A 20,066-nucleotide genomic window follows, 5' to 3' on the forward strand; every position below is an offset into this window, starting at 1 on the left:
AAGGCCGAGGCCTTGGTGCGCTGGAACCATCCTACCCGCGGCTTTGTCCTGCCAAACGAGTTCATTCCGGTGGCAGAAGAGGGCGGGCTGATTGTGGAGATTGGTGAGTGGGCCATTGAGCAATCTTTGCTTCAGGTGAAAAAGTGGGAGTCGCAAGGGGTGAGGGACTGCCTCATCATCAGTGTGAACATTTCGCCCATTCAGTTTATTCAACCCGATTTCATCGATAAGCTGCGGAAGATCTGCAAGCGTCTCAAGGTGAAGGACCTAAGCTGCCTGCAATTTGAGATTACAGAGGGGACGCTCATGAACAACTTGTTCGTGGCTAGTGAGCAGTTGTATGCCTTGAAGGAACTGGGTGCCAATATTAGCATCGATGACTTTGGGACAGGCTACTCCTCACTGAGCTACCTTAAGGAGCTTCCCATTGATCAGCTTAAGATTGACCAGAGTTTCATCCGCCACTGCCTTACTGACGAGCGGGACCGCGCAATTGTGGCCACCATTATTTCCCTGGCACGCTCCCTTCACCTCAATGTGTGCGCGGAGGGGATTGAACATAGCGAGCAGCTAGGCTTGCTCCGCGGCCTTTCCTGCGACGCAGGCCAGGGCTACTTGTTCAGCAAGCCGTTGGCCCCAGACGAGTTTGCCCGCCACTGGAAGAAGGGCAAAGCCACGAAGGTATTAAAATAAGACCCCGGGCGGGGTCTTATTTTGTTATACCAAGGTAAGGATGGCTGCTACGGTGAGGCCGATGCCAAGTGCCACCGTGAAGAGACCCTTTACGCAGTAGTAGTCCGGATCAACGTTGTTGTCCGCCATAACGCCTCCTCAATTTACGTGGATAGGGTGCTCCCTTCTCCGGGGCACCGTTTTCATAGCTAACTTGTAGCAAGAAAAGGCCAAAATGGCAATAAGAAAAGGCCCATCCAGGTTGGATGGGCCATGAAGGGCTGAGGCTATTCGCCTTGGGGATTTTCCCTGAGCCGCATTTGTTGCTCATGGTATTCCTTCAGGGTCAGGCCTTTCTCGAGGGCCTCCTCAAGCGAGGGGAGAGGTGCTTTGCCTTCCCGGATATTTAAGAGGTCCTCACGGAGTCTTTCCCTGGTGTGGCGAAGTATCTTTGTCTCGTCCTTGGAGGCGATCATGTCCAGCGAGGCTTCGTTGACGATGCCCGCAGGGTCCAGGTAGTCGCTGAAATCATCGACAATCCTGATGCCGGCAGTGACGCTGACGCGCACTGGCACGCCATCGATGACGATGGTCCGGTTCCGCATGGTTTCCGAGACTCGGCGGGCGAGGCTCTTGATCAGCTTTACCTGGTCCGAGCGAATGGGCTCGACGCCGTCCGTCTTGATGAGAATGTCCGGGTGTTTCCACCAGGGCAGGTCGTAGGGGACGATCCAGCAGAACTCGTCACCGCCTTTTCTGTAGACGGCATCTAGGCTTCGGATGTTCTCGCTAAGGATGGCACCAAGTTCGCGGATGACAATATCACCGCCGCTGTGCCCGTACTTAGTGTTGAACATTTTGAAGTCATCAATGTCGAAAAAGATGACAGCAAAAGGATGCCTCTGCTCGATGAGCGATTGGATGCACCGCTTCCCGTGGGCGTCCGTGTAAACACAGCTCACCATTTGGTCACGGTTTTTCAGCTCAAACGTTTCCGTATGGTCCACCAAGTCCACTTTGACGAGTGGCACGCCTTGCCGTAGCGGTGACGCGGTCACCCCTATGTACCGGGCATGGATCAGGTGGGCCAGCGGCTCATCTTCCCGGTTGGTGTACCGGGGGATGGTGAGCATGACATGGTCGGTCCTGCCAGCGCGCATTTGCTCGGAAAGGTGTTTCCAATTCCTCATGTGGTCATGATGCCGCTTAAAGAACGGCAGCATCGTGAAGTAAAAGGGGCTGGGCACCTCTGGCAGGGCAAACATTTCCAAGGCGGGCTCGTTCAGTGCTACGACTACAGGGTCTGCGCTATCGGGCTGAAGGCGTAAGAGCGCTACCGGAATATCGCTCATGGCGATGTTCTCTTTGCACTCATGAATGAGCTCGCGCTCGGTGCATTGGGGGTCAAAGACCTGTTTGACGTGTGCGAGCGTTGAGCGCCACGCACGATGAAAATACGTTTTTGGCTGCTTCTGGGCTCTGGTAAACACGTTCTCTCCTTTTTCAAAGTGCCAATATTTTGACACTGACAAGCATGCCTTGACCGTACTGCACGAAGCCCTTTTAGTCAACCTGTACAGGTTAGAAGAAGGTCAGCGGGTCAAGCCATTTGGTGAGCTCTGCCTTGTCCTGCACGTACCCCCTAAGGTCAATGGAATCGCTTTTAAGCAAGCCAAAGTGCAGGTGGCGCCTTTCCCCACTCGTCTCGGCGCTATAGGCCGTGCCTAGTACCCCTAGCTGGTCACCTCGCTTCACTGGACCTTCCTTAATAAGTGAAGATGGCCGGAGGTGGCCATAGATGCTGTATACTTTTTCTTTTTGAAAAAGATGTTCAATGACAACCAGTCCGCCGTAGCCATCCACTACGGTGCTGCGGACCACGGTCCCGGCAGCAATAGCCATCACGGGGATGTCGCTGGTGATATCGCCATACTCTACATCTACGGCTGTGTGGTAGCCCCTAAAGCGCTCTGGCTGTACAGGTGAGTTGGAGGGGCTTACAAACGTGCCTACTACCTTTTTGGTGGCGCGCTCCCGGAACTCTGCAATGGGAAAGGTGTAGGTGGGAGTGGGTGTGGGTTGCGGAGTGGCGTCAGCGGTGGGGACGGAGCTGGGCGAGGGAGATATAACGGGGGAGGCAGTAGGGCTAGGAGTAGCCCTGGGGGGCGTGTCATTGCGCACAAAGAAAAGCCCTGTCCCCAGGATGGCAAGCCCAAAAAGTGTAAGGAGAAGTTTGTGCATAGGGTGGTCCTGTATGCCGTATACTGACACTAACATGTTACGCAGTACCGGCAACGCCCGTAGTACTAGGTGAACCCTTTTGTTTAATATGACAGCTACCTCCATAGAAGAAGCGGCGATTGCCCAATGCCAGGCCGGCGACCAGCAGGCCTTTGGCGTGCTGTACGAGGCTCATGTAGAGGCAATGTATGCCTACTTCTTTTACCGGGTGCAAGAAAGGGAGTTGGCCGAGGACTTGGTGTCCCAGCTTTTCATGCGGGCGTTGTCCAGAATCAAGCAGTACAAAGGCGAGAAAGGCAGCTTTAAGGGTTGGCTTTACCGCCTCGCGCGCAACATCCTTATTGACCACTACCGCTCCCACAAAAAAGTTTCTTCTTTGGAAGAAGCAGAGCAGGTGGCGGGGAAGGATGACGTGGCTAAGGCTGCATCTACCCGCCATCAGTTGGCGGCAGTGGAGGCATACCTGCAAAAGCTCCCGGATGCCCAACGCGATATGGTGTATATGCGCCTGTGGGACGAGCTTTCCTATGAAGAAATTGCAGAGCTTACTGGCAAAAGCATTGGCAGCTGCAAAATGATACTTTCACGCACCTTGCGCACCGTCCGCCACGACTTGGCGCACGTGCTGCTTGGTTTCATCCTTATGATAATTACCCTCCAATGAAGCCTTACCAAACATTGCTTGAAGAGCTGTTTGCGGCCGACCCTTCCCTTAGGGAGCATGCGGCTGAAATTGAAGCATTACTTCCCACCTTACTAGCGGCAAAGCCAGTCCCTGTTTTGGACGAAGCTTTCCGGATATCCCTTAAACAGCGCCTTATGGATTCTCCTATTGCACAGCAACCCCTGCCGCATGGCCTCTTTATGCGCAACGCCTTTATTGGCGTGTTGGCCCTTGCGGTGGCAGGCGTCAGTACCATTACCTACCTGGGTACCCGTTCTGAGCGGGAGGGTACACCTGTGGTGACGACATTGGGCAAGGGGGCATTTGGTACGCTGGCCAGCTCCGTGGGCTCTGCTGGTATGAGTGAAACAAAAGCTACGGATATGGCTTCACCGGCCATTGCCAGTTCTGATGGTGGTGCGCCTAGTGCTGGGGTTACCATGTCCGATGAGCGCTCCAGTTCCAGTACCTCACCTGCTTTGACGGGGGTATACCGGTTCTCCATCCCAGAAGGGGGTATTCCTGCGCTACCAAGCGACCAGCTGGATGTCTACAAGCGGGTGACCGATGCGCGTATCGCCGAGCAGCTTGGCATCCAGATGCCTTTGGTGAACCTGAAGAGCTTTGAGAATGCCAAGTTGCAGAACTTTACGCTGAACCAAAAGGATGGGTACACCGTTACGGTTGACCTAGACCGGGGACGGATCTCCATTAGCGACAATGTGTACCGGACCATGGATTCCACCATGCGGAACACTGTGGCACTTACGGATGATGAGCTAAAAACCATTGCTAAGGACTTCTTGTCTGCACATGGCGTGGCAACAGGCAGCTATGGTGAACCTGTTGTGCAAAAGTCCTACGATTACGCTGTTGCTGCGGAAAAGCAAATTGCTCCTGAGATGGCCCAGTCCATGATTGCCTTCCAGGTTCAGACGGGTACAGTCTTGTTCCCACTGCTCCTCAACGGTAAGAAGGTTGTTGGCATGGGAGGTGAGACGGTGGGGATGACCGTAAGCATTGATACCCATACAAAGCGCGTAAGCTCTGTGTATGACATCTTTACCAACCACTACGAGAGTTCTGCTTACGACGTAGAAAAATCCGCCGAGAAAATTAAGGAGATAGCAGAGCTTGGCGGCATGTACAACAAGTATGGCGCCGCAGGGTTCACTGAAGGGGAGACCAAGAGCCTAGGCTTGGACACTCCTGAGCTGGGGTACATGCTTCTCAGTACCTACGTTGAAGGCAAGGACATAGAGTACTTAGTCCCAGCTTATATCTTTGCCATTAAAGATGCTGTAGTAGGCTCTTGGCAGGAGCGTGTGGTGGTGCCCCTCATCCCTGAGCTGATTGCTGAGGCAGGGGTTGGTGCTAGCGCAGGCGGTGGCGGGGAAATTATGCCTCTTGATGCCGTTGCTCCTGCAACTGCTATCCCGCAACAGTAGGGCGCACCTCTTTCCGCCAGACAAACTTCAGGCCCGACCAAACCTGGGAAACTGCGCAGACCTTGACGTCTACCAGGCCCAGGGGAAGACACACTTCTCGGAGTGTGTCTTCTGTTAAGTCCGTCGCAAAGCCACTCGCTTTCTTGGGCCAACTAATCCAAATGGTACCGTGGGGACGTAGTACATCGACCAACGATACAAGCTCTCGACGGAGCTCGTCTTTCCTGGTTACGAACAGGTGAATGAAGTCCACTCGTTCCATAGGCTTTCCAGGTTTGATCGATGCCTCGAGGGGTAATGGTCCGAGGAGATCTGCGTACTCCGCGGGGCTGTGCACCACATGCACAGTAGTGCCTTCCTTAATGCCAAGCTTGGCTACCAAGGGGGTGGCGGAGTATCCTTCAAGTGTATTCATGCGGGTACTGTAGCAGAAAACACCTTGTTTTCTGCGTATTTCTGGTGCACCATGACACCAAATACCGTCCTTAACCCGCACCTCTATGGAGAAGATTGTCAAAACCGAGGAAGAGTGGCGGAAGGAACTGAGCCCCGAACAGTACCGGGTCCTAAGGGAAAAGGGCACAGAGCCTCCTTTTGCCAACGAGTATTGGGATAACCATGAATTGGGCACGTATGTGTGTGGTGCCTGTGGCTTGCCCCTCTTTAGTGCGGAAGCCAAGTTTAACTCTGGGTCAGGTTGGCCCAGCTTCTTTACGCCCCTTGTAGACGAAGCGGTGGAGTTGGTAGGCGATACAACCCACGGCATGGTGCGCGATGAGCTGGTCTGTGCCCGCTGTGGCTCTCACCTGGGGCATGTCTTTGACGATGGCCCAGCCCCAACAGGGAAGCGGTACTGCATGAACTCGCTCTCCCTTCGTTTTTACCCGGAGGAATAATGACAGAAACAATCACCTTGGGTGGCGGTTGCTTTTGGTGCATCGAAGCGGTCCTCCAAGATTTGAGAGGGGTAGAATCGGTAGTTTCCGGGTATTCAGGCGGGAGCGTGGCCAACCCCACCTATGAGCAGGTGTGCGGTGAGCGCACAGGTCACGTTGAGGTGGTGCAAGTGGTTTTTAAACCAGAAGAGATTTCCTTGCATGACTTGCTGACTATCTTCTTTACCTTGCATGACCCCACACAGCTAAACCGTCAGGGGAACGACATTGGCCGACGGTACCGATCGGTAATCTTTTATCATACCCCCGAACAGGAGGCTATGGCGAATGCGGTGATAAAAGAAATGGTGCACAAAGAGGTTTGGCCAGGGAAGATTGTGACTACCCTTGAGCCGTTTGAGGCTTTTTACCCGGCGGGGGAGGACCATCAGCGCTATTATGAGCGGAACATGGACCAGGCGTATTGCCAAGTAATCATCGCGCCAAAGGTGAGGAAGCTCCGCAAGTTCTACTCAGACAAATTGCGGGACCAGTAGGGAAAGCTGCCATGGGGCAGCTTCTTTTTTGTGTAAAGATCTTGACATCAATGGAAAGTATACTTTACATTTACGGCATGCAACTATGTGATATTTGCGGGCTACGCCCCGCTACAACCAAGTTAGTGGTAAGGAGAAATGGCCAGGAGCGTGTGCTGCACCTGTGTGCGGAAGACTATGCCCAAATCCGCCAGCGCCAGAGCTCATCTCCCTTTGAGGCATTGCTCTTTGGCGAGCATGACCCTTTGGATGCGCCTGTAACAAACAGGGAATCGGTTGATATCACCAAATACCTTTCGGAAAGCGCACGGGCAACCCTAGACCGCGCGGCCCTGGTGGCGGGAAAATTCGGCCGCCGCGAGATTGATACTGAGCACCTCCTCTATGCCCTCACCCAGAGCGAGCTTATCGAGCAAGTGCTCACTGGGTTCAAGCTCCGTACGGAAGATATCCGCGGCTACATTGACGCCAACACCCTCAACGAAGGCAAGGAAGCAGAGAGCTTTACCCTTACACCACGCGTAAAACAGGTAATGCTTCGTTCCTTCCAGGTTTCCCAGGAAATGGGTCACAGCTACATTGGTCCCGAGCACATGTTGGTTGCTCTGGTAGAAGAGCAGGACGGTATGGCCGGGGAGCTGTTGCGCAAACTAGGCCTTACCCCGCAGAACCTCCGCGAAAAGACCCTGAAAGTATTGGGTGCCAAAGAGCGCGGGGCGGACTTGGCTACGGTGGATACGCCAACGCTTAACCAGTACTCCCGTGACCTTACCGCCAAGGCCAAACAGGGTAAGTTAGACCCCGTGATTGGCCGGGCCAGTGAGATTGAGAGTACCATCGAGATTCTCTCCCGCCGCACCAAAAACAACCCAGTTCTCATTGGCGAACCCGGTGTGGGAAAGACAGCTATTGTAGAGGGCTTGGCTCAGAAAGTAGTCTCCGGCATGGTGCCGGAAGAATTGCTGAACCGGCGAGTCTTAGAGGTGAATATTAACGCCATTGTGGCGGGTACCCGCTTCCGCGGTGAATTTGAAGAGCGCATTCAGAACATCCTCAAAGAAATTACCGAACACAAGGACAGCCTGATTGTCTTCATTGACGAGTTGCACACCTTGATTGGCGCGGGCCAAGGCGGGGGTGAGGGCGGCCTGGATGCATCTAACATTATTAAGCCGGCCCTGGCGCGTGGCGACCTGCACCTGATTGGTGCCACGACGCTTAACGAGTATCAGAAACATATCGAGAAGGATGCCGCCTTGGAGCGCCGCTTCCAGCCGGTTTTGGTTGGTGAGCCAACGCCGGAGCAGGCCATAGAAATTCTCCGTGGTTTGCGCGATGCCTATGAAGCGCACCACAAGGTGCGCATAACTGATGAATCGCTTACTGCTGCTGTGGAGCTTTCTGACCGGTACATTACCAACCGGTTCCTTCCTGACAAGGCAATCGATTTGGTAGACCAGGCCGCGGCTCGGGTGAAGATTGCTATGAACTCTTTCCCACCTGAAAAACAAGAAATGGATGAGAAGCTGGCCAGCTTGCGCCGTGAGCACGAGGCGGCAATCAGCCATAAAGATGACCAGCGGGTAGAGAAGTTGGCCAAGGAGATAGAGAAGACGGAGGTGCAGTGTAACAAGCTGGTGGACAAGTGGCGCAAAGAGAAGGGGGTTGCCTCGCCAGAGGTGACCGTGCGCCATATTGCAGAGGTGGTAGCCAAGCTTACCGGCGTGCCCGTGTCAGAGCTGACGGAAGAAGAAAAAGAGCGACTGACCCGGCTGGAAGAGCGTTTGAAGCAGCGGGTCATTGGACAAGAAGAGGCTATCACCGCAGTGGCCAATGCTGTCCGCGTGTCCCGTGCTGGACTGACAGAAGGAAAGCGCCCGATTGCCACCCTTATGTTCCTGGGGCCTACTGGTGTGGGTAAGACGGAGCTGGCCAAAGCGCTGGCAGAAATGGTCTTCGGCAGCGAAGATGCCATGATCCGCATTGATATGTCGGAGTATATGGAGCGGCACTCCGTTTCCCGCATGATCGGTTCCCCTCCAGGCTATGTGGGATATGACGAAGGTGGGCAGCTGACCGAGCCTGTGCGCCGCCGTCCGTACGCTGTCATCCTTTTGGATGAGATTGAAAAGGCACACCCCGATGTCTACAACATCCTCTTGCAACTCTTTGACGATGGCCGTCTCACGGACGGCAAGGGACGGGTGGTGGACTTCAGTAATACCATTATCATTGCCACGAGCAACTTGGGGTCAGACCTGCGGACGGAGTTTGATGGCATTGGGTTCAAGACTGCCGCCGGAAGCGAGAAGCCCACCGATGAGGCAAAGGATCGGCTCATGAACGTGTTGCGCGGCCACTTCCGCCCGGAGTTCATTAACCGCCTCGATGAGGTGGTGGTGTTCCATCAGCTTTCCGAAGAGCAGATTGCCTCCATTGTGCGTCTTCAGCTGGAGCGCGTTATCCGTGTGGCGCATGGCCAGGGGATTACTCTTTCACTTGATGAGAGCGTGGTCCGGCATTTGGCAGAAGTAGGGTATGCCCCTGAGTTTGGGGCACGTGAACTGCGGCGTAAGATTAAGCGGGAACTGGAGAACGAATTGGCCCGACAGATGTTGGAGGGGATAGTTAAGGAAGGTGCGGCCGTAAAGGTTTCCTATACCAAAGGAGCTGTTTCCTTTAAGGTTGCCAAACCTGTGGCTGCGTAAGCCAAATCGCTTGCCCCTACTGGAAAGTCTTTCTAGGGGATGATATCCAGAAAAAATTTGGTGCGGAAATGATAATTTTCAGATTGCCCTTTCTGGTGAATGATGGCAAAATGATGCTTATCATGCTTCGCACGAGCCGATTTTTCCTTATCCTCCTCCTACTTGGTGCTGCCGTAGCCGCAGGGGTTATGTTCACTGGCATCTTTACGGATTTCAACGATCCAATCTTTCAGCGCGCCCTTCTTCGCCTTCTGGCTGTAGTGGGGCTGGCTTCCCTGTTGGCGATGACCGTTTCACTTATGGCGCGTGTGGAAGGTGAGGAGCTGGCACCTACGCCCGCCCCTAGTCCTCGCCGTTCGCGCCGCTCATGATTGAGCACATTTTCGTTTTCTCAAACGAGTCCGACCTCTGGGCGGTGTGTGAACAGAAGTTGCGGGAATCAGTTGACTGGGTGAGTGGTACGGGGCGCCGGCCGGGTGTCTTTTTTTCTGGTGGTGGCACCTTTATCCCGTTTTATGAACGCTTTGGTGATATCCAAGGCGACGTGTTCCCTACCGATGACCGGATGGTACCGGAGGGGACGGTGAGCGATACCACCTCCATGCTGCGAAGGGAATGGCACAGGAAGGTGGTGGAGCCCGGCAGCCGCGTGGTAGGGGTGGAGCGCTTGGGGAGTGCTCAGGAGACCGCTGCCCAGTACGAACAAAAAATCCGCACCTGGACAGAGCGGGGCGGGGTTTTTGCGGCCGCCTTGTTGGGAGTGGGTTCTGACGGGCATACGGCATCCCTCTTTCCGGGCCAAAGGGATATGTGGGAAACAACGCAGTCCTGGGTTGTTGCAACCGAAGGCGAGCAAGAACCGTTAGTGCCACGCGTAACCGTGACGCCGGAGCTACTGCGCACCGTGCCGCGTCATATTTACGTCCTCATGGGTTCGGGGAAGCTTCCCATTGCCAATGCTTGGTTGAAAGAACGGAAAGTACTGCCATGTGAGCTTGTCCAGCCGGCAGAGGAGCGGTACGTGCTCCTTGATTCCGTTGCTGCCCGTGACTTGGATCCAAAAACCTATACGCGCTACTAGACCAAGAGACGGGGTAGGAGAGGGTTCAGGCGGGCAACCACTTCGTAGTTAATGGTCTGGGAGTGGGAAGCCAATTCTTCTGCACTGACACGGTCTTCTCCTTCTTCACCCAAGAGCACTACGGTGTCGCCAGCCGAGACCTTGGCCAACTGGGTGACATCTACGGCAAACATATTCATGGCCACGCGGCCAAGCACCGGGCAACGGGTGCTTTTTATAAGGACCTCGCCTTTGCTGGAAAGGAGGCGGTCGTAGCCGTCACTGTACCCCTGCGGGACAATGCCGAGGCGGATTGGATGTGGGGCAATATAGGTCAGGCCGTAGCCCACGGGGTGACCGGCGGGGATGTCCTTAACTTGGGCGAGCGAGGTCCTCCAACGTAGGGCTGGCTGCAATTCTAAGGGCTCATATTCGGCCGCAAGCTGGGGTGAAGGATACAATCCATAAAGACTGATCCCTAGGCGCACCAAGGGCCGTTTGCTGCGGTTTCCTTCGTACGTCAAAATGCCGGCGCTGGAAGAAATGTGTTCCTCAAAATGTTTGAAGCCTGCTTCGCGGATCATCTCCACAGCTACCTCAAAAAGGGCAAGCTGTGCATCGCCGTGTTCATGAGAACTGGTGTCTTCGAGGTTGGAGAAATGGGAATACACACCGGCAAGCTGGACATGTGGCGCACGGCGCAGCGCCTCGAGGAAGGGGGGCAGGCTGGCGGGAAGGAGGCCTTGGCGCCCGAGCAGGGCGTCTACTTTAAGGTGGATGCGGACAGGGCTTTCAGGTGTCGCAATCTCGCTGAGGATGTGGAGGCGTTCTTGGTCATAGACGGCAAGTTCCGCATTAAGGGCCACGGCTTCGGGGAGCTCGGAAGGTTGGATATACCCCAGGACGAGCGCGCGTTTTTCAGTGTGGTTGCGCAATTCCCTAAGCTCCTCAATATCATCTACCTGAAAGGCATCCACAACATCGTCAATTGCTTCTACTACTTGGGCAATGCCGTGGCCGTATGCATTTGCCTTCACTACGGCCATTACTTGTTGATGTCTTCCAACAACTCTGCGGATAGCGGCAACGTTGTGACGCAAAGCATCACGGGAAATCTCTAGGTAGGAAAGGGGGAGGTTCATACGGGAAGGTCTATTCGTTCAAAGGAGATTGGCTGGCCAATCAGCGTGGCAGAGAGGGTGCCGTAATGGTCCAGTACGTCAGTGACAAAGTACTGGCGGCTGCCGTTTTGGGTGAGGGTGTTGGCAATCTCAGGGTGCCTTTCCAGGTAGGAAACCAGCTTGTCCGGGATAATATCCTCTTGTGCCAGGATAAGTACGCCGGGGAGATGCTGTTCAATAAGTGCCTTGGCCAGGCCGTAGTGGGTGCAGCCTAGGATGAGCTCGGTAATGCCCGCTTCCTTGAGTGGCTGTACGTACTCTTCTACGACGGGCTCTGCCCACTTGAGGGCATCGTTCTCAATGAGGGGGACAAGGAGCGGCGCAGCGGCCTGAATGACTTGAAGATGAGGATGTAGCTTTTCAAGCTCGCGCGGAAAGGCTTGGGAACGCACCGTGCTGCGTGTAGCAAGGACACCAACTGGTCCATTTCCCGTGATACTTTCGGCAGTTGGGATGATGACGCCCAGTACACGGCGGTTAGGGTAGTGGGCGGGGAGGTATTCTTGCTGAATACGGCGTAATGCCTCGGAGGACGCGGTATTACAAGCGACAATTATGAGGCCACATTCCAGGTTAACGAACAATTCGTCCACCGCGGCCGCGGTGAAGCGAAAGATGGCCTCTTGCGAGCGGTCGCCGTAAGGCACGCGGGCCGTATCGCCCAAATACACGAGGTCGTGATGGGGTAATGCGCGGGCAATGGCTGCTGTGACAACAAGCCCGCCAAGGCCTGAGTCAAAAATGCCGATACGCATTACTGGGGAACGGGAGTGGGGGAGATGAACATCATGCTGAGTAGGCTTAAGGCGAGCACAACGATGATCACAGCAATGACCACCTTCACGAAGAGGGGTTTGTCTTGTGCTTGAGGAGCAGATTTTGCTGCCTCTGCCAGTTTGCGGCGCTTTGCTGAACTACTCATTACTTCCAGAGTATAGCAAACTGGGCATCCCATTACACAGTGCTGGCATGTATACTAAATGCATGTCCAAATCGCTCTCTATTCTCCCAGGCATTATTAAAGAGGCGGTCAGCCAAAATGCTGCCGACATCATCCTTTCCGAAGGGTGTTTTCCGGTGCTGAAGGTAGGGAGTTCCCTCAAAAAACTGAACGACTTTGGTGAGTTGTCTGACGACGCCATTCATGGCGTAGTAAGCGATATCCTTCCTTCAGCGAAGCTGAAGACCCTTGAGGATGACCGCCAGGTAGACCTGGCCTATGCCCAGGGCGATGCCCGCTTCCGCGTCAATGTCTTCTACCAGCGTGGCCACCTAACGGTGGTGATGCGGTATGTGAAGAATAAAATCCTCTCTCTAGAGGAGCTGGGTTTGCCAAGTTTACTCAAGGAGCTCGTAGAAAACGACAATGGCCTCATCCTCATGGTGGGCCCTACCGGATCTGGTAAGTCTACTTCTTTGGCGGCCATGATTGACCATATTAATGGCAACTTCGAGAAGCACATCATTACCATCGAGGATCCCATTGAGTATGTTTACGATAATAAACAGTCTGTCATCGAACAGCGCGAAGTAGGGGTTGATGCGGTTAGTTTTTCCTCCGCCCTCCGCTCCGCCCTCCGAGAAGCGCCAGATGTGATCCTCCTTGGTGAAATGCGAGACCTGGAAAGCGTGTCCACTGCCGTGACGGTGGCGGAGACCGGTCACTTGGTCCTCTCTACCATTCATGCCAACAGTGCACCTGGTACCATTGACCGTATTATCGATATTTTCCCACCCGAGCAGAAAGAACAGATTAGGATTCAGCTTGCCGACATTCTGGTGGCAGTTCTGAACCAGCGGCTTATTCCACGGGCTGATGGCGTGGGCATGACAGTTGCCTTAGAGGTGATGATTGCCAATTCAGCCGTGAAGAATGCTGTCCGCACCGGGAACACGGCCCAGCTGCCCACCATCATGCAGACGGGCGCTGCTGACGGCATGGTGCTTTTGGATGACATCCTCATTAAGGCAGCCAAGCACGGCGAGATTACGAAGGAAAGCGCTTTGGCATATGCGAATGATAGGGATGAGGTGCGCAAAGGGCTTTCTGCGGTTTAAGTACTTTTTTGCTGGCGGGATTGAGAGGCTTTTGGTAGGATCTCCTCACAGTATGTGTACCTTGTACAACTTGAGGAGGAATTTTGGATATAAGCTATAAGCCTTTTTTGGAGCGCACACCTGATTCGCAATATCAGGATGCCCTGCGCGCAGTATTCGAGCGCGGCGTCCGCGCCAGCTCGGCGCACGAAACCGGTTCAGTGACCCTCATGGGCCAGGTGAACTTCTGCTACCACATGTCCAACGGTTATCCGCTTATACCGGATCGCAATATGGACCCCCCACCATCTGAAAAGATGCCCATCCCGCAGTGGCAACAGGCCAAGGCGGAGATACTGGCGTTCATCAATGGTGCCCACACACAGGAAGAGCTAGAGAAATTTGGCTGCCTGAGCTTCTGGCGTGACACTGTCACGGGAGAAGAAGGGGAACGCAAATGCAAAAAGCGCGGCTTGGAGGTTGGGGACCTGGGACCTGCATCATACGGTGCGGTCTTTGGGAAGTTTCCCCTGATTGAGCCAAAGCTGCTGCAGAAGATCCGCCATACCCTCTCTCCCGATGCTTTGACGGAGTTTGACGCTGCCCTCAGGGCACTTAAGGTGGCCGATGGCTTTAACCAGGTCAAAGCGGTACTCAACCAGATCAAGAATGAGCCCAAGCTCCGGACACACTGGATTGAGCCGTGGTATTCCCCAGGCATTTGGCGCGAGGACCAATCCGTGGTCGTGTGCCCTTGTCACGGGTGGATTCACATCCGTATCCTGGACGATGGCCAGCTCTACTACCACATGCACCAGCGCTCCGGCGACATGGTGTTGGGGGTTCCCAACAATATTGTGGAGCATGCAGGGTTGGCGTTGGCGTTTGCGCGGGCAACGGGATACCCCTTAGCCCAGTACAGCCACTCCATCTCGGACGCCCACCTCTATCTAAACCATATGGAGGCGGTGGAAACACTGCTCTCCCGCCCACCTCGCCGGCTTCCAACCATGAAGCTGCGTGAAGGTGTGGATGACCTGTTTGCTATCCGTAGGGAGGACTTTATCCTTTCCGACTATTTCCCACACCCTGGGATCGGAGGGATACCATTAAGCGTATGAAAGGATCTACCTTTTCCATCATGATCGCCATCGCTAAGAACGGCGTAATCGGCAAGGATAACGACCTGCCGTGGCCTAGCTTGCGGACGGACATGCGCCATTTCATGGCGACAACGAAGGGTAAGCCGGTCATGGCGGCACGGAAAACCCACGAATCAATCCTGGCTCGCAGCAAAGGCAAGCCGCTTGTTGGGCGCCACACCATGGTGCTCACACGCAACCAGGAGTACACCACCGACCCCAAATGCATTGTTTTTCAGGATCAGGCAAAGCTCTTAGAGTATGCCGACTCCCTGAACGATGAGGTGTTCGTGATTGGTGGTGCCGAGCTCTACCATATGATGCTGCCTGTGGCCGACAAGGCCTATGTCACCATCGTGGACGCAGAGCCGGAAGGGGATGCGTTCTTTCCTCTTGAAAGCTTCTCGAGAGAGAATGGCTGGAAAGAGGTGAGTCGCACCCACTTTGAAGCCGATGAGGAGAATACGTACCCAGGTGACATCGTCATCTATGAGCGGTTGAGCCCGTACGTGTACATCCCCAATGCGCGGACCTTTGACCAGCGCATGATCATGCGCCAGATAAGGGCCGACGGCGTCTGTCCATTCTGCAGGGAGAACCTGGAACGGTACCACACCCAGCCAATCCTGGCTGAGGGAAGGTACTGGGTGATTTCACCTAGCCAGTATCCGCGGAAAGGGGCGTCCCGCTACCTCATGGCCTTCTACAAGGCTTCGCACATCATGCATCTCCACGAGCTGCCTGGTGAAGCGATGGTGGAGCTACTAGACCATGCCCAACGGCTTGGCATTGGTGCTTCTGGCGGCTTGGCAATCCGCTTCGGTGAACCAAAGGATACGGGTGGAAGTGTCCACCATCTCCACGCGCACCTCATTTTCCCAGATCCTAACCAGGACCCCGTCCGGTTTAAGATCGGTCCCAATATGTAGGGACAAAAATATAACCCCTCACCTTACGGTGAGGGGCTTTTAATGTGTACGCGCACCAGCTTGGTGCCGGCATCGCGAAGAACGGTTGCTCCATCGAGGGTTCCGTACCCTTCGCCAAAGTAGCATGTGGCAAAGCCTGCTTCCGCAACCAGCTTGGCACATGGCGGACAGGGGAAGGTGGAGGAATAAAGGGTTGCTCCCTCTAGTGCGATGCCGTTTCGGGCTGCACGAGAGATGAGGGTCGCCTCAGCATGGTTGGCTGTGCTGCACTCAATGTGGAGGCCTTTCTTGAAGTCTGACCGAGGATCCCCATCGATATACGGGGTGTACTCAGTGGGGAGGTGGTGGTTGTAGGCGGTGATGAGGATTTCCCCGTCACGTACCGCTACGGCACCAACCTGTCGCCACCAGTCTGAAGACTGCTCAGAAACCTGAAAGGCCTTGCCCATAAGCTGCTGCTGCAGCTCTTCGGTGCTGACCTCGCAGTCAAACTCGATCTCCTTGGGGGTGGTTGAGTTTTCAGATGTGTGCCGGAGAAAGGTGGAAACCCATTCGACACGGTCTGTAATGCCCAGCCAATCCGCCAGGTCGCGCATTATGTCCTCGTTAGGGAGGACAAATGTGCACTTTTGATTGACGAAGTGCTCACGCAAGGCCTCCTCCTCAAGGACTTCCACGCGAAAACCCATTCCTCGTAAAGATTTCCTTGCACTCTCGGGTGAGAGGCGTCGGAGGTCTTTTTTAAGGTGTGGATAGCGTTCGAGTAGGGTGGATCCCATGACGTAGATGGCATTCACCGTCCCGTCCAGCTCTTGAAGGAGCTTTTCGTACCCGGCATGGGGAGTGGGCACGTAGCCAAGGAAGATGCGAAGAGCGCCCATTAGCCACCGCCTTGGGCACTGGTAGCGTGAAGCCGTCCGAGCACGTCCTCGATGATTTCCGGAATACGCCTTGTAAGCGCGTCACGGACGTCGTTTGAGACGGACTCCGGCAGGGTTTGAAGAAGAGAGTCGCGGAACTCTTGGGCACCGCCGCGCATCATGCGCCGCATGTGCTCACTAGTGCCTTGAGTGGCGAAGGGCTCCTGCACAACCACCTCACCGCAGAACTCCTTGAGGGCTTCAAGTTCCTCAGGGCTATACGTTTCCTTGGTTGCCTGCAGGACATGGGGTTTCACCACTTTGATGAGCGCCCACTTTTCTTGGTCGACATCCTTCAGGGTGATGACATCGACGGGTCGCTGGCCGGCTAGTTGCCGGACGCGAACGTTTTGTGAAAAAAACGGGCGCAAGTCATATTCGCTCTTCTGTTTCCGTTGTCGGATTTTTGCGTCGCTATCGAGACCGACAACGAGGAAATCTCCGAGTGCCTTAGCAGCTTCAAGGTAGTCCTGGTGACCCTCGTGGATGATGTCGTACGAACCAGAGGTCAGGACGACTTTCATGCCAAGAGTTTTGCACGCGGTAACTACTTCAGCGAGTTTGGCATAGTCCGGAATGAAGCGATCGTTAACATTGGCTCGTGGACTAAAAATCCCGGTGTTCATTCTTTCATGCTCCTGTCAAAGTCCAGTTGGACTCCAAATCATGCTAACAGGAGTAGGAAAATAGAGAAGGCTTCGTAAAACACACTCGAAATTCTTTACGAATTTCTCAATGGTTTTACTACGCCTCTCTATTTTCCAAAGGGTTTAACGTACTTCTCATTAAAGAGATGGGTGGCCACAATGAACATGCTCTCACTCCAACCAAGTGGGGAGTTCTCGTTATGCTCGTGAGAGTGTGAGAAATAGAGCTCGGGAATATCACCACCCTTGTTTACCGTAGCCATGGCCCGCTGCAAGTAGTGCTTTGCCTTTTCCTGGTCTCCCATTTGCTCATAAATAATGGCAAGCCAGGAAAAACCAAAGGTCCACTCTGCCTCTTGGGAGCGCCCGTCTACCTTATCGCTGTTGTAGTACATGTCGTTTTTGTACCGCAACACGCCCATGTCCTTTACTAGGTGGTACTCCATGTTGCGCAAAATCTCGTCCCGCTCAGTGGCGGTCACAATGTTGTACGGGTAGATGAGGGAAAGCAGGGCAAGATCGGTGAATTTTTGCTCACTTTCTCGCGGAAGCATCTTCCTAAGCACCTCTTCGCCGCGCGTAATAAGCTGGGGTTTGACCTTAATAAAACCCAGCTCCTGTATCTTCTTTAAACCTGCTACACATGCCCCGACGGACGAGGCGTGAACCTCTTCGTTTTCCTCCCACATGCCATTGTCCGTATCCATCCAGTATTCCAAGCTCTCCAAGTAGTTCACCAGCTTCTGAACGATGCGTTTGTCGTTGGCGTTTTCTATCAAACTGAACTCTGGGTGCTGCTCCAGCTCGCCGATGCGGAAGAGAATGGCGCCCACGGCGTCGTTCTGTTTGTTGCCCCAGTCCTCCCAAAATTGTTCAAACGTAGTGGGGTGGTAGCGGGGGTGAATATAGGCGTGCGCAATGGTGGGCTTCTTCTTGATTGCCTTGTCTATCTGCGCCTCATGCTTGAGAAAGATATCCAAAATGGCCCGGTAAGTCTTGCGGACGATATCCCAGCGTCCTACGTACTCAAAAGCCAGGCATTCGTAGAAATTGTCACGTAACCAGGCCTTGTCGTACCCGGTAGTCACACTGGAGGCGGAAGCCCTGAATAGCCCAGAAGGGGCCTGGAGTTTTTCCAGTACCTTTAAGTGGTGGGCAATGATGGAGTCGTAGTCTAAGTGGGCGCGCGGCATACCAGTCTGTTAGCCCTGCGTGTCGTAGAGCTCTCTTGTATAGTCGTGAACCATGCGGGCACTGGAGTAGGCGGGGGAAACGCTGGCGATGGTCTCTAGCATCATGGCTACCCAAAGCTCGGGGACATCGTCATGATTACGCCGGAAGAAGGTTGGGATGGCCTTGCGCTCCAGGATGCTGTAAATGGCCTTCTCTGCGCCTTCTGCGGGTAGTTCGTAGCCCATGCCGTACCAGTCAACTTCGTGGGCCCAGCCATCAGAGACGGTAACCTGAACAACGCCGTTGGCGGATGCCTTCATGCCGCTTGTGCCAGAAGCCTCTAGTCCAAAGACTGGAGTGTTGAGCCAAATATCGGCACCAGAAACCAAAAGGCGGGAGAGCGAAATGGAATAGTCTTCCAGGAACACCACCTTGCCCTGTAACTCGGTAAGGGCCAAGTCTTCAATCTTCTGGATGATCTCTTTGCCTTGGGTGTCGGCAGGGTGCGCCTTGCCGGCCACAATGATCTGAATAGGCCGGTCTGAACGGAAGATGAATTTCTTCAAACGGTTCAGGTCGCTAAAGAGCAGGTCCGGGCGCTTGTATGTGGCGAAACGGCGGGCCCAGACAATGGTCAGGGCGCGTTCGTCCATCTGCATGCCGGTACGCAGCTCAACCTCTGCCAACATGCGCCGTTTCAGGGTCATGTGTACCTCCCAGAGGCGCTCGTGTGGCATGCGCCGCACACCACGCCATACTTTAGGATCGGCGGCGTTAGGGCGCCATTCCGGGGCAAACTCCGCGTAGAGCTTTTGCAGTTCGGGTGCAATCCAGCCAGGTAGGAATACGCCGTTGGTAATAGGGACTAACGGGTGATGCGGCCAGAGGGAGAGTGCCTTTTCTGCATGTAGGCGGCTGACTGCGGTAGAAACACCGGCCATACGCAGTGCCAGCATGGTCATGGAGAAGGAGTTGGGCTGTTCAGGCGCATTTCCCCAGTTGATAATCTCGCTCATGGTAAGGCCGCTCTCTGCCGCAAAGAGGGTCAGGTAGCTGCGTACCAGGGTGTGGGAGAATGCATCGTTACCTGCGGCAACCAGGGTGTGGTTGGTAAAGCGGAGGCAGCCCTTGGCAATCTTGCGCGCGTGCTCACTAGGAATGTCCTGGTCGCGCATGAGGCTGCTTACAAGCTCCAAGGAGAGGAAGGCGGAATGGCCTTCGTTCATGTGGTAGACCTCGGGTTTGTACTTCATGAAGCGGAGTGCCCGGAAGCCCCCAATACCCAGCACAATTTCCTGTTCGATGCGCTTGGCCTGGTCACCGCTGTAGAGCTGGTCCGTAATGGCGCGGTCCTCGGCGGAGTTTTTCCAATGGTCCGTATCAAGAAGATAGAGATTTACCGTAGAACCAAGTTTCCAACGCCAAATTTGCACATACACGATGCGCTCCGCGATAGGGACTTCTATGAGGACGGTTTCCCCGTCTTTGTCCCTGATGAGCTCTAAGCCGCTTGCCACCGGGTCAATGGTGGTGGTGAACTCGTGCTGGCCTTTGGTGTCTACGTGCTGGTGAAAGTATCCTTTGCGGTAAAACAAGCCAATGGCAGCAACGGGGAGCTTTTGCTCCGCCGCCTCTTGGACAATATCCCCAGCCAAAACCCCTAAGCCACCTGAGTAAATAGGGGTGGCATCGTTAATGCCGTATTCTGCACAAAAATAAGCAACCAGGCGACTGCCTTTCTGTACACGCGTGCTGACTGCAGCCCCTCTTTTGCGGTCACGAATCTTCATTACCTTTAGTATACCGACCCTT

The 20,066-nt window shown here is 54.5% G+C and carries 21 protein-coding genes; 11 read left to right on the plus strand and 10 right to left on the minus strand.

Annotated features, from left to right (window positions below; all coding sequences use genetic code 11):
* The coding region (locus tag VLA04_04700) for an EAL domain-containing protein (GenBank protein ID HSI20964.1) at positions 1 to 693 on the plus strand (693 nt) is incomplete at its 5' end.
* A gap of 266 nt (positions 694 to 959) precedes the next feature.
* On the opposite strand, the gene VLA04_04705 is transcribed toward VLA04_04700, so the two are convergent.
* The gene (locus tag VLA04_04705) at positions 960 to 2,162 is read right to left on the minus strand and encodes a GGDEF domain-containing protein (protein HSI20965.1); all 1,203 of its coding nucleotides are present in this window, start codon (positions 2,160 to 2,162) and stop codon (positions 960 to 962) included.
* A 91-nt stretch (positions 2,163 to 2,253) separates the two neighbouring features.
* Positions 2,254 to 2,913, minus strand: coding sequence for a M23 family metallopeptidase (locus VLA04_04710; protein ID HSI20966.1), 660 nt, complete (start codon positions 2,911 to 2,913; stop codon positions 2,254 to 2,256).
* 88 nt (positions 2,914 to 3,001) lie between these two features.
* Between VLA04_04710 and VLA04_04715 the strand changes: the two genes are divergently transcribed.
* The gene (locus VLA04_04715; protein ID HSI20967.1) at positions 3,002 to 3,577 is read left to right on the plus strand and encodes a sigma-70 family RNA polymerase sigma factor; all 576 of its coding nucleotides are present in this window, start codon (positions 3,002 to 3,004) and stop codon (positions 3,575 to 3,577) included.
* Positions 3,574 to 5,025, plus strand: a complete 1,452-nt coding sequence (locus VLA04_04720; GenBank protein ID HSI20968.1) for a hypothetical protein — start codon at positions 3,574 to 3,576, stop codon at positions 5,023 to 5,025. The genes VLA04_04715 and VLA04_04720 overlap by 4 nt, the downstream gene beginning before the upstream one ends.
* Here the strand turns inward: VLA04_04720 and VLA04_04725 are convergent.
* Positions 5,009 to 5,440 carry a DUF3052 domain-containing protein gene (locus tag VLA04_04725; GenBank protein HSI20969.1) on the minus strand — a complete coding sequence of 144 codons (432 nt, stop codon included), beginning with the start codon at positions 5,438 to 5,440 and terminating at the stop codon, positions 5,009 to 5,011. The two genes, VLA04_04720 and VLA04_04725, sit on opposite strands and share 17 nt — an antisense overlap.
* 85 nt (positions 5,441 to 5,525) lie before the next feature.
* Between VLA04_04725 and msrB the strand changes: the two genes are divergently transcribed.
* The 5 genes from msrB to VLA04_04750 all read left to right on the plus strand — a co-directional run bounded on the left by msrB (position 5,526) and on the right by VLA04_04750 (position 10,246).
* A complete protein-coding gene (msrB, locus tag VLA04_04730; protein HSI20970.1) occupies positions 5,526 to 5,921 on the plus strand; it encodes a peptide-methionine (R)-S-oxide reductase MsrB in 396 nt (131 codons plus the stop codon).
* Positions 5,921 to 6,457: a peptide-methionine (S)-S-oxide reductase MsrA gene (gene msrA / locus VLA04_04735; GenBank protein ID HSI20971.1), complete on the plus strand. Its 537-nt coding sequence runs from the start codon at positions 5,921 to 5,923 to the stop codon at positions 6,455 to 6,457. Before msrB ends, msrA begins: the two co-directional genes overlap by 1 nt.
* A gap of 50 nt (positions 6,458 to 6,507) precedes the next feature.
* A complete protein-coding gene (locus VLA04_04740; protein ID HSI20972.1) occupies positions 6,508 to 9,165 on the plus strand; it encodes an ATP-dependent Clp protease ATP-binding subunit in 2,658 nt (885 codons plus the stop codon).
* 68 nt (positions 9,166 to 9,233) lie between these two features.
* On the plus strand, positions 9,234 to 9,536 hold the full coding sequence (locus VLA04_04745; GenBank protein HSI20973.1) for a hypothetical protein: 303 nt from the start codon (positions 9,234 to 9,236) through the stop codon (positions 9,534 to 9,536).
* A complete protein-coding gene (locus VLA04_04750) occupies positions 9,533 to 10,246 on the plus strand; it encodes a 6-phosphogluconolactonase (GenBank protein HSI20974.1) in 714 nt (237 codons plus the stop codon). Before VLA04_04745 ends, VLA04_04750 begins: the two co-directional genes overlap by 4 nt.
* Here the strand turns inward: VLA04_04750 and alr are convergent.
* Genes alr through VLA04_04765 form a run of 3 tightly spaced genes read right to left on the minus strand, consistent with a single transcriptional unit; the run spans position 10,243 to position 12,328 of the window.
* On the minus strand, positions 10,243 to 11,367 hold the full coding sequence (gene alr, locus VLA04_04755) for an alanine racemase (GenBank protein HSI20975.1): 1,125 nt from the start codon (positions 11,365 to 11,367) through the stop codon (positions 10,243 to 10,245). The two genes, VLA04_04750 and alr, sit on opposite strands and share 4 nt — an antisense overlap.
* Positions 11,364 to 12,161: a glutamate racemase gene (gene murI / locus VLA04_04760; GenBank protein ID HSI20976.1), complete on the minus strand. Its 798-nt coding sequence runs from the start codon at positions 12,159 to 12,161 to the stop codon at positions 11,364 to 11,366. Before murI ends, alr begins: the two co-directional genes overlap by 4 nt.
* The gene (locus tag VLA04_04765; GenBank protein ID HSI20977.1) at positions 12,161 to 12,328 is read right to left on the minus strand and encodes a hypothetical protein; all 168 of its coding nucleotides are present in this window, start codon (positions 12,326 to 12,328) and stop codon (positions 12,161 to 12,163) included. The genes murI and VLA04_04765 overlap by 1 nt, the downstream gene beginning before the upstream one ends.
* 62 nt (positions 12,329 to 12,390) lie before the next feature.
* Between VLA04_04765 and VLA04_04770 the strand changes: the two genes are divergently transcribed.
* The 3 genes from VLA04_04770 to VLA04_04780 all read left to right on the plus strand — a co-directional run bounded on the left by VLA04_04770 (position 12,391) and on the right by VLA04_04780 (position 15,514).
* On the plus strand, positions 12,391 to 13,464 hold the full coding sequence (locus tag VLA04_04770; protein HSI20978.1) for a PilT/PilU family type 4a pilus ATPase: 1,074 nt from the start codon (positions 12,391 to 12,393) through the stop codon (positions 13,462 to 13,464).
* An 83-nt stretch (positions 13,465 to 13,547) separates the two neighbouring features.
* Positions 13,548 to 14,564, plus strand: coding sequence for a thymidylate synthase (gene thyA / locus VLA04_04775; protein ID HSI20979.1), 1,017 nt, complete (start codon positions 13,548 to 13,550; stop codon positions 14,562 to 14,564).
* On the plus strand, positions 14,561 to 15,514 hold the full coding sequence (locus VLA04_04780; GenBank protein ID HSI20980.1) for a dihydrofolate reductase: 954 nt from the start codon (positions 14,561 to 14,563) through the stop codon (positions 15,512 to 15,514). The genes thyA and VLA04_04780 overlap by 4 nt, the downstream gene beginning before the upstream one ends.
* 23 nt (positions 15,515 to 15,537) lie before the next feature.
* On the opposite strand, the gene VLA04_04785 is transcribed toward VLA04_04780, so the two are convergent.
* The 4 genes from VLA04_04785 to glgP form a co-directional block, all read right to left on the minus strand.
* A complete protein-coding gene (locus tag VLA04_04785) occupies positions 15,538 to 16,395 on the minus strand; it encodes a deaminase (protein HSI20981.1) in 858 nt (285 codons plus the stop codon).
* A complete protein-coding gene (locus tag VLA04_04790; GenBank protein ID HSI20982.1) occupies positions 16,395 to 16,958 on the minus strand; it encodes an adenylyltransferase/cytidyltransferase family protein in 564 nt (187 codons plus the stop codon). Before VLA04_04790 ends, VLA04_04785 begins: the two co-directional genes overlap by 1 nt.
* Positions 16,959 to 17,188: 230 nt before the next feature.
* Positions 17,189 to 18,274 (minus strand): glycoside hydrolase family 15 protein, encoded by a 1,086-nt coding sequence (locus tag VLA04_04795; protein HSI20983.1) that lies wholly within the window; start codon positions 18,272 to 18,274, stop codon positions 17,189 to 17,191.
* Positions 18,275 to 18,283: 9 nt separating this feature from the next.
* On the minus strand, positions 18,284 to 20,044 hold the full coding sequence (gene glgP / locus VLA04_04800) for an alpha-glucan family phosphorylase (GenBank protein HSI20984.1): 1,761 nt from the start codon (positions 20,042 to 20,044) through the stop codon (positions 18,284 to 18,286).
* Positions 20,045 to 20,066 lie beyond the last annotated feature (22 nt).

This window comes from Verrucomicrobiia bacterium (assembly GCA_035460805.1).
In the GTDB taxonomy this organism is placed as follows: domain Bacteria; phylum Patescibacteriota; class UBA1384; order CAILIB01; family CAILIB01; genus DATHWI01.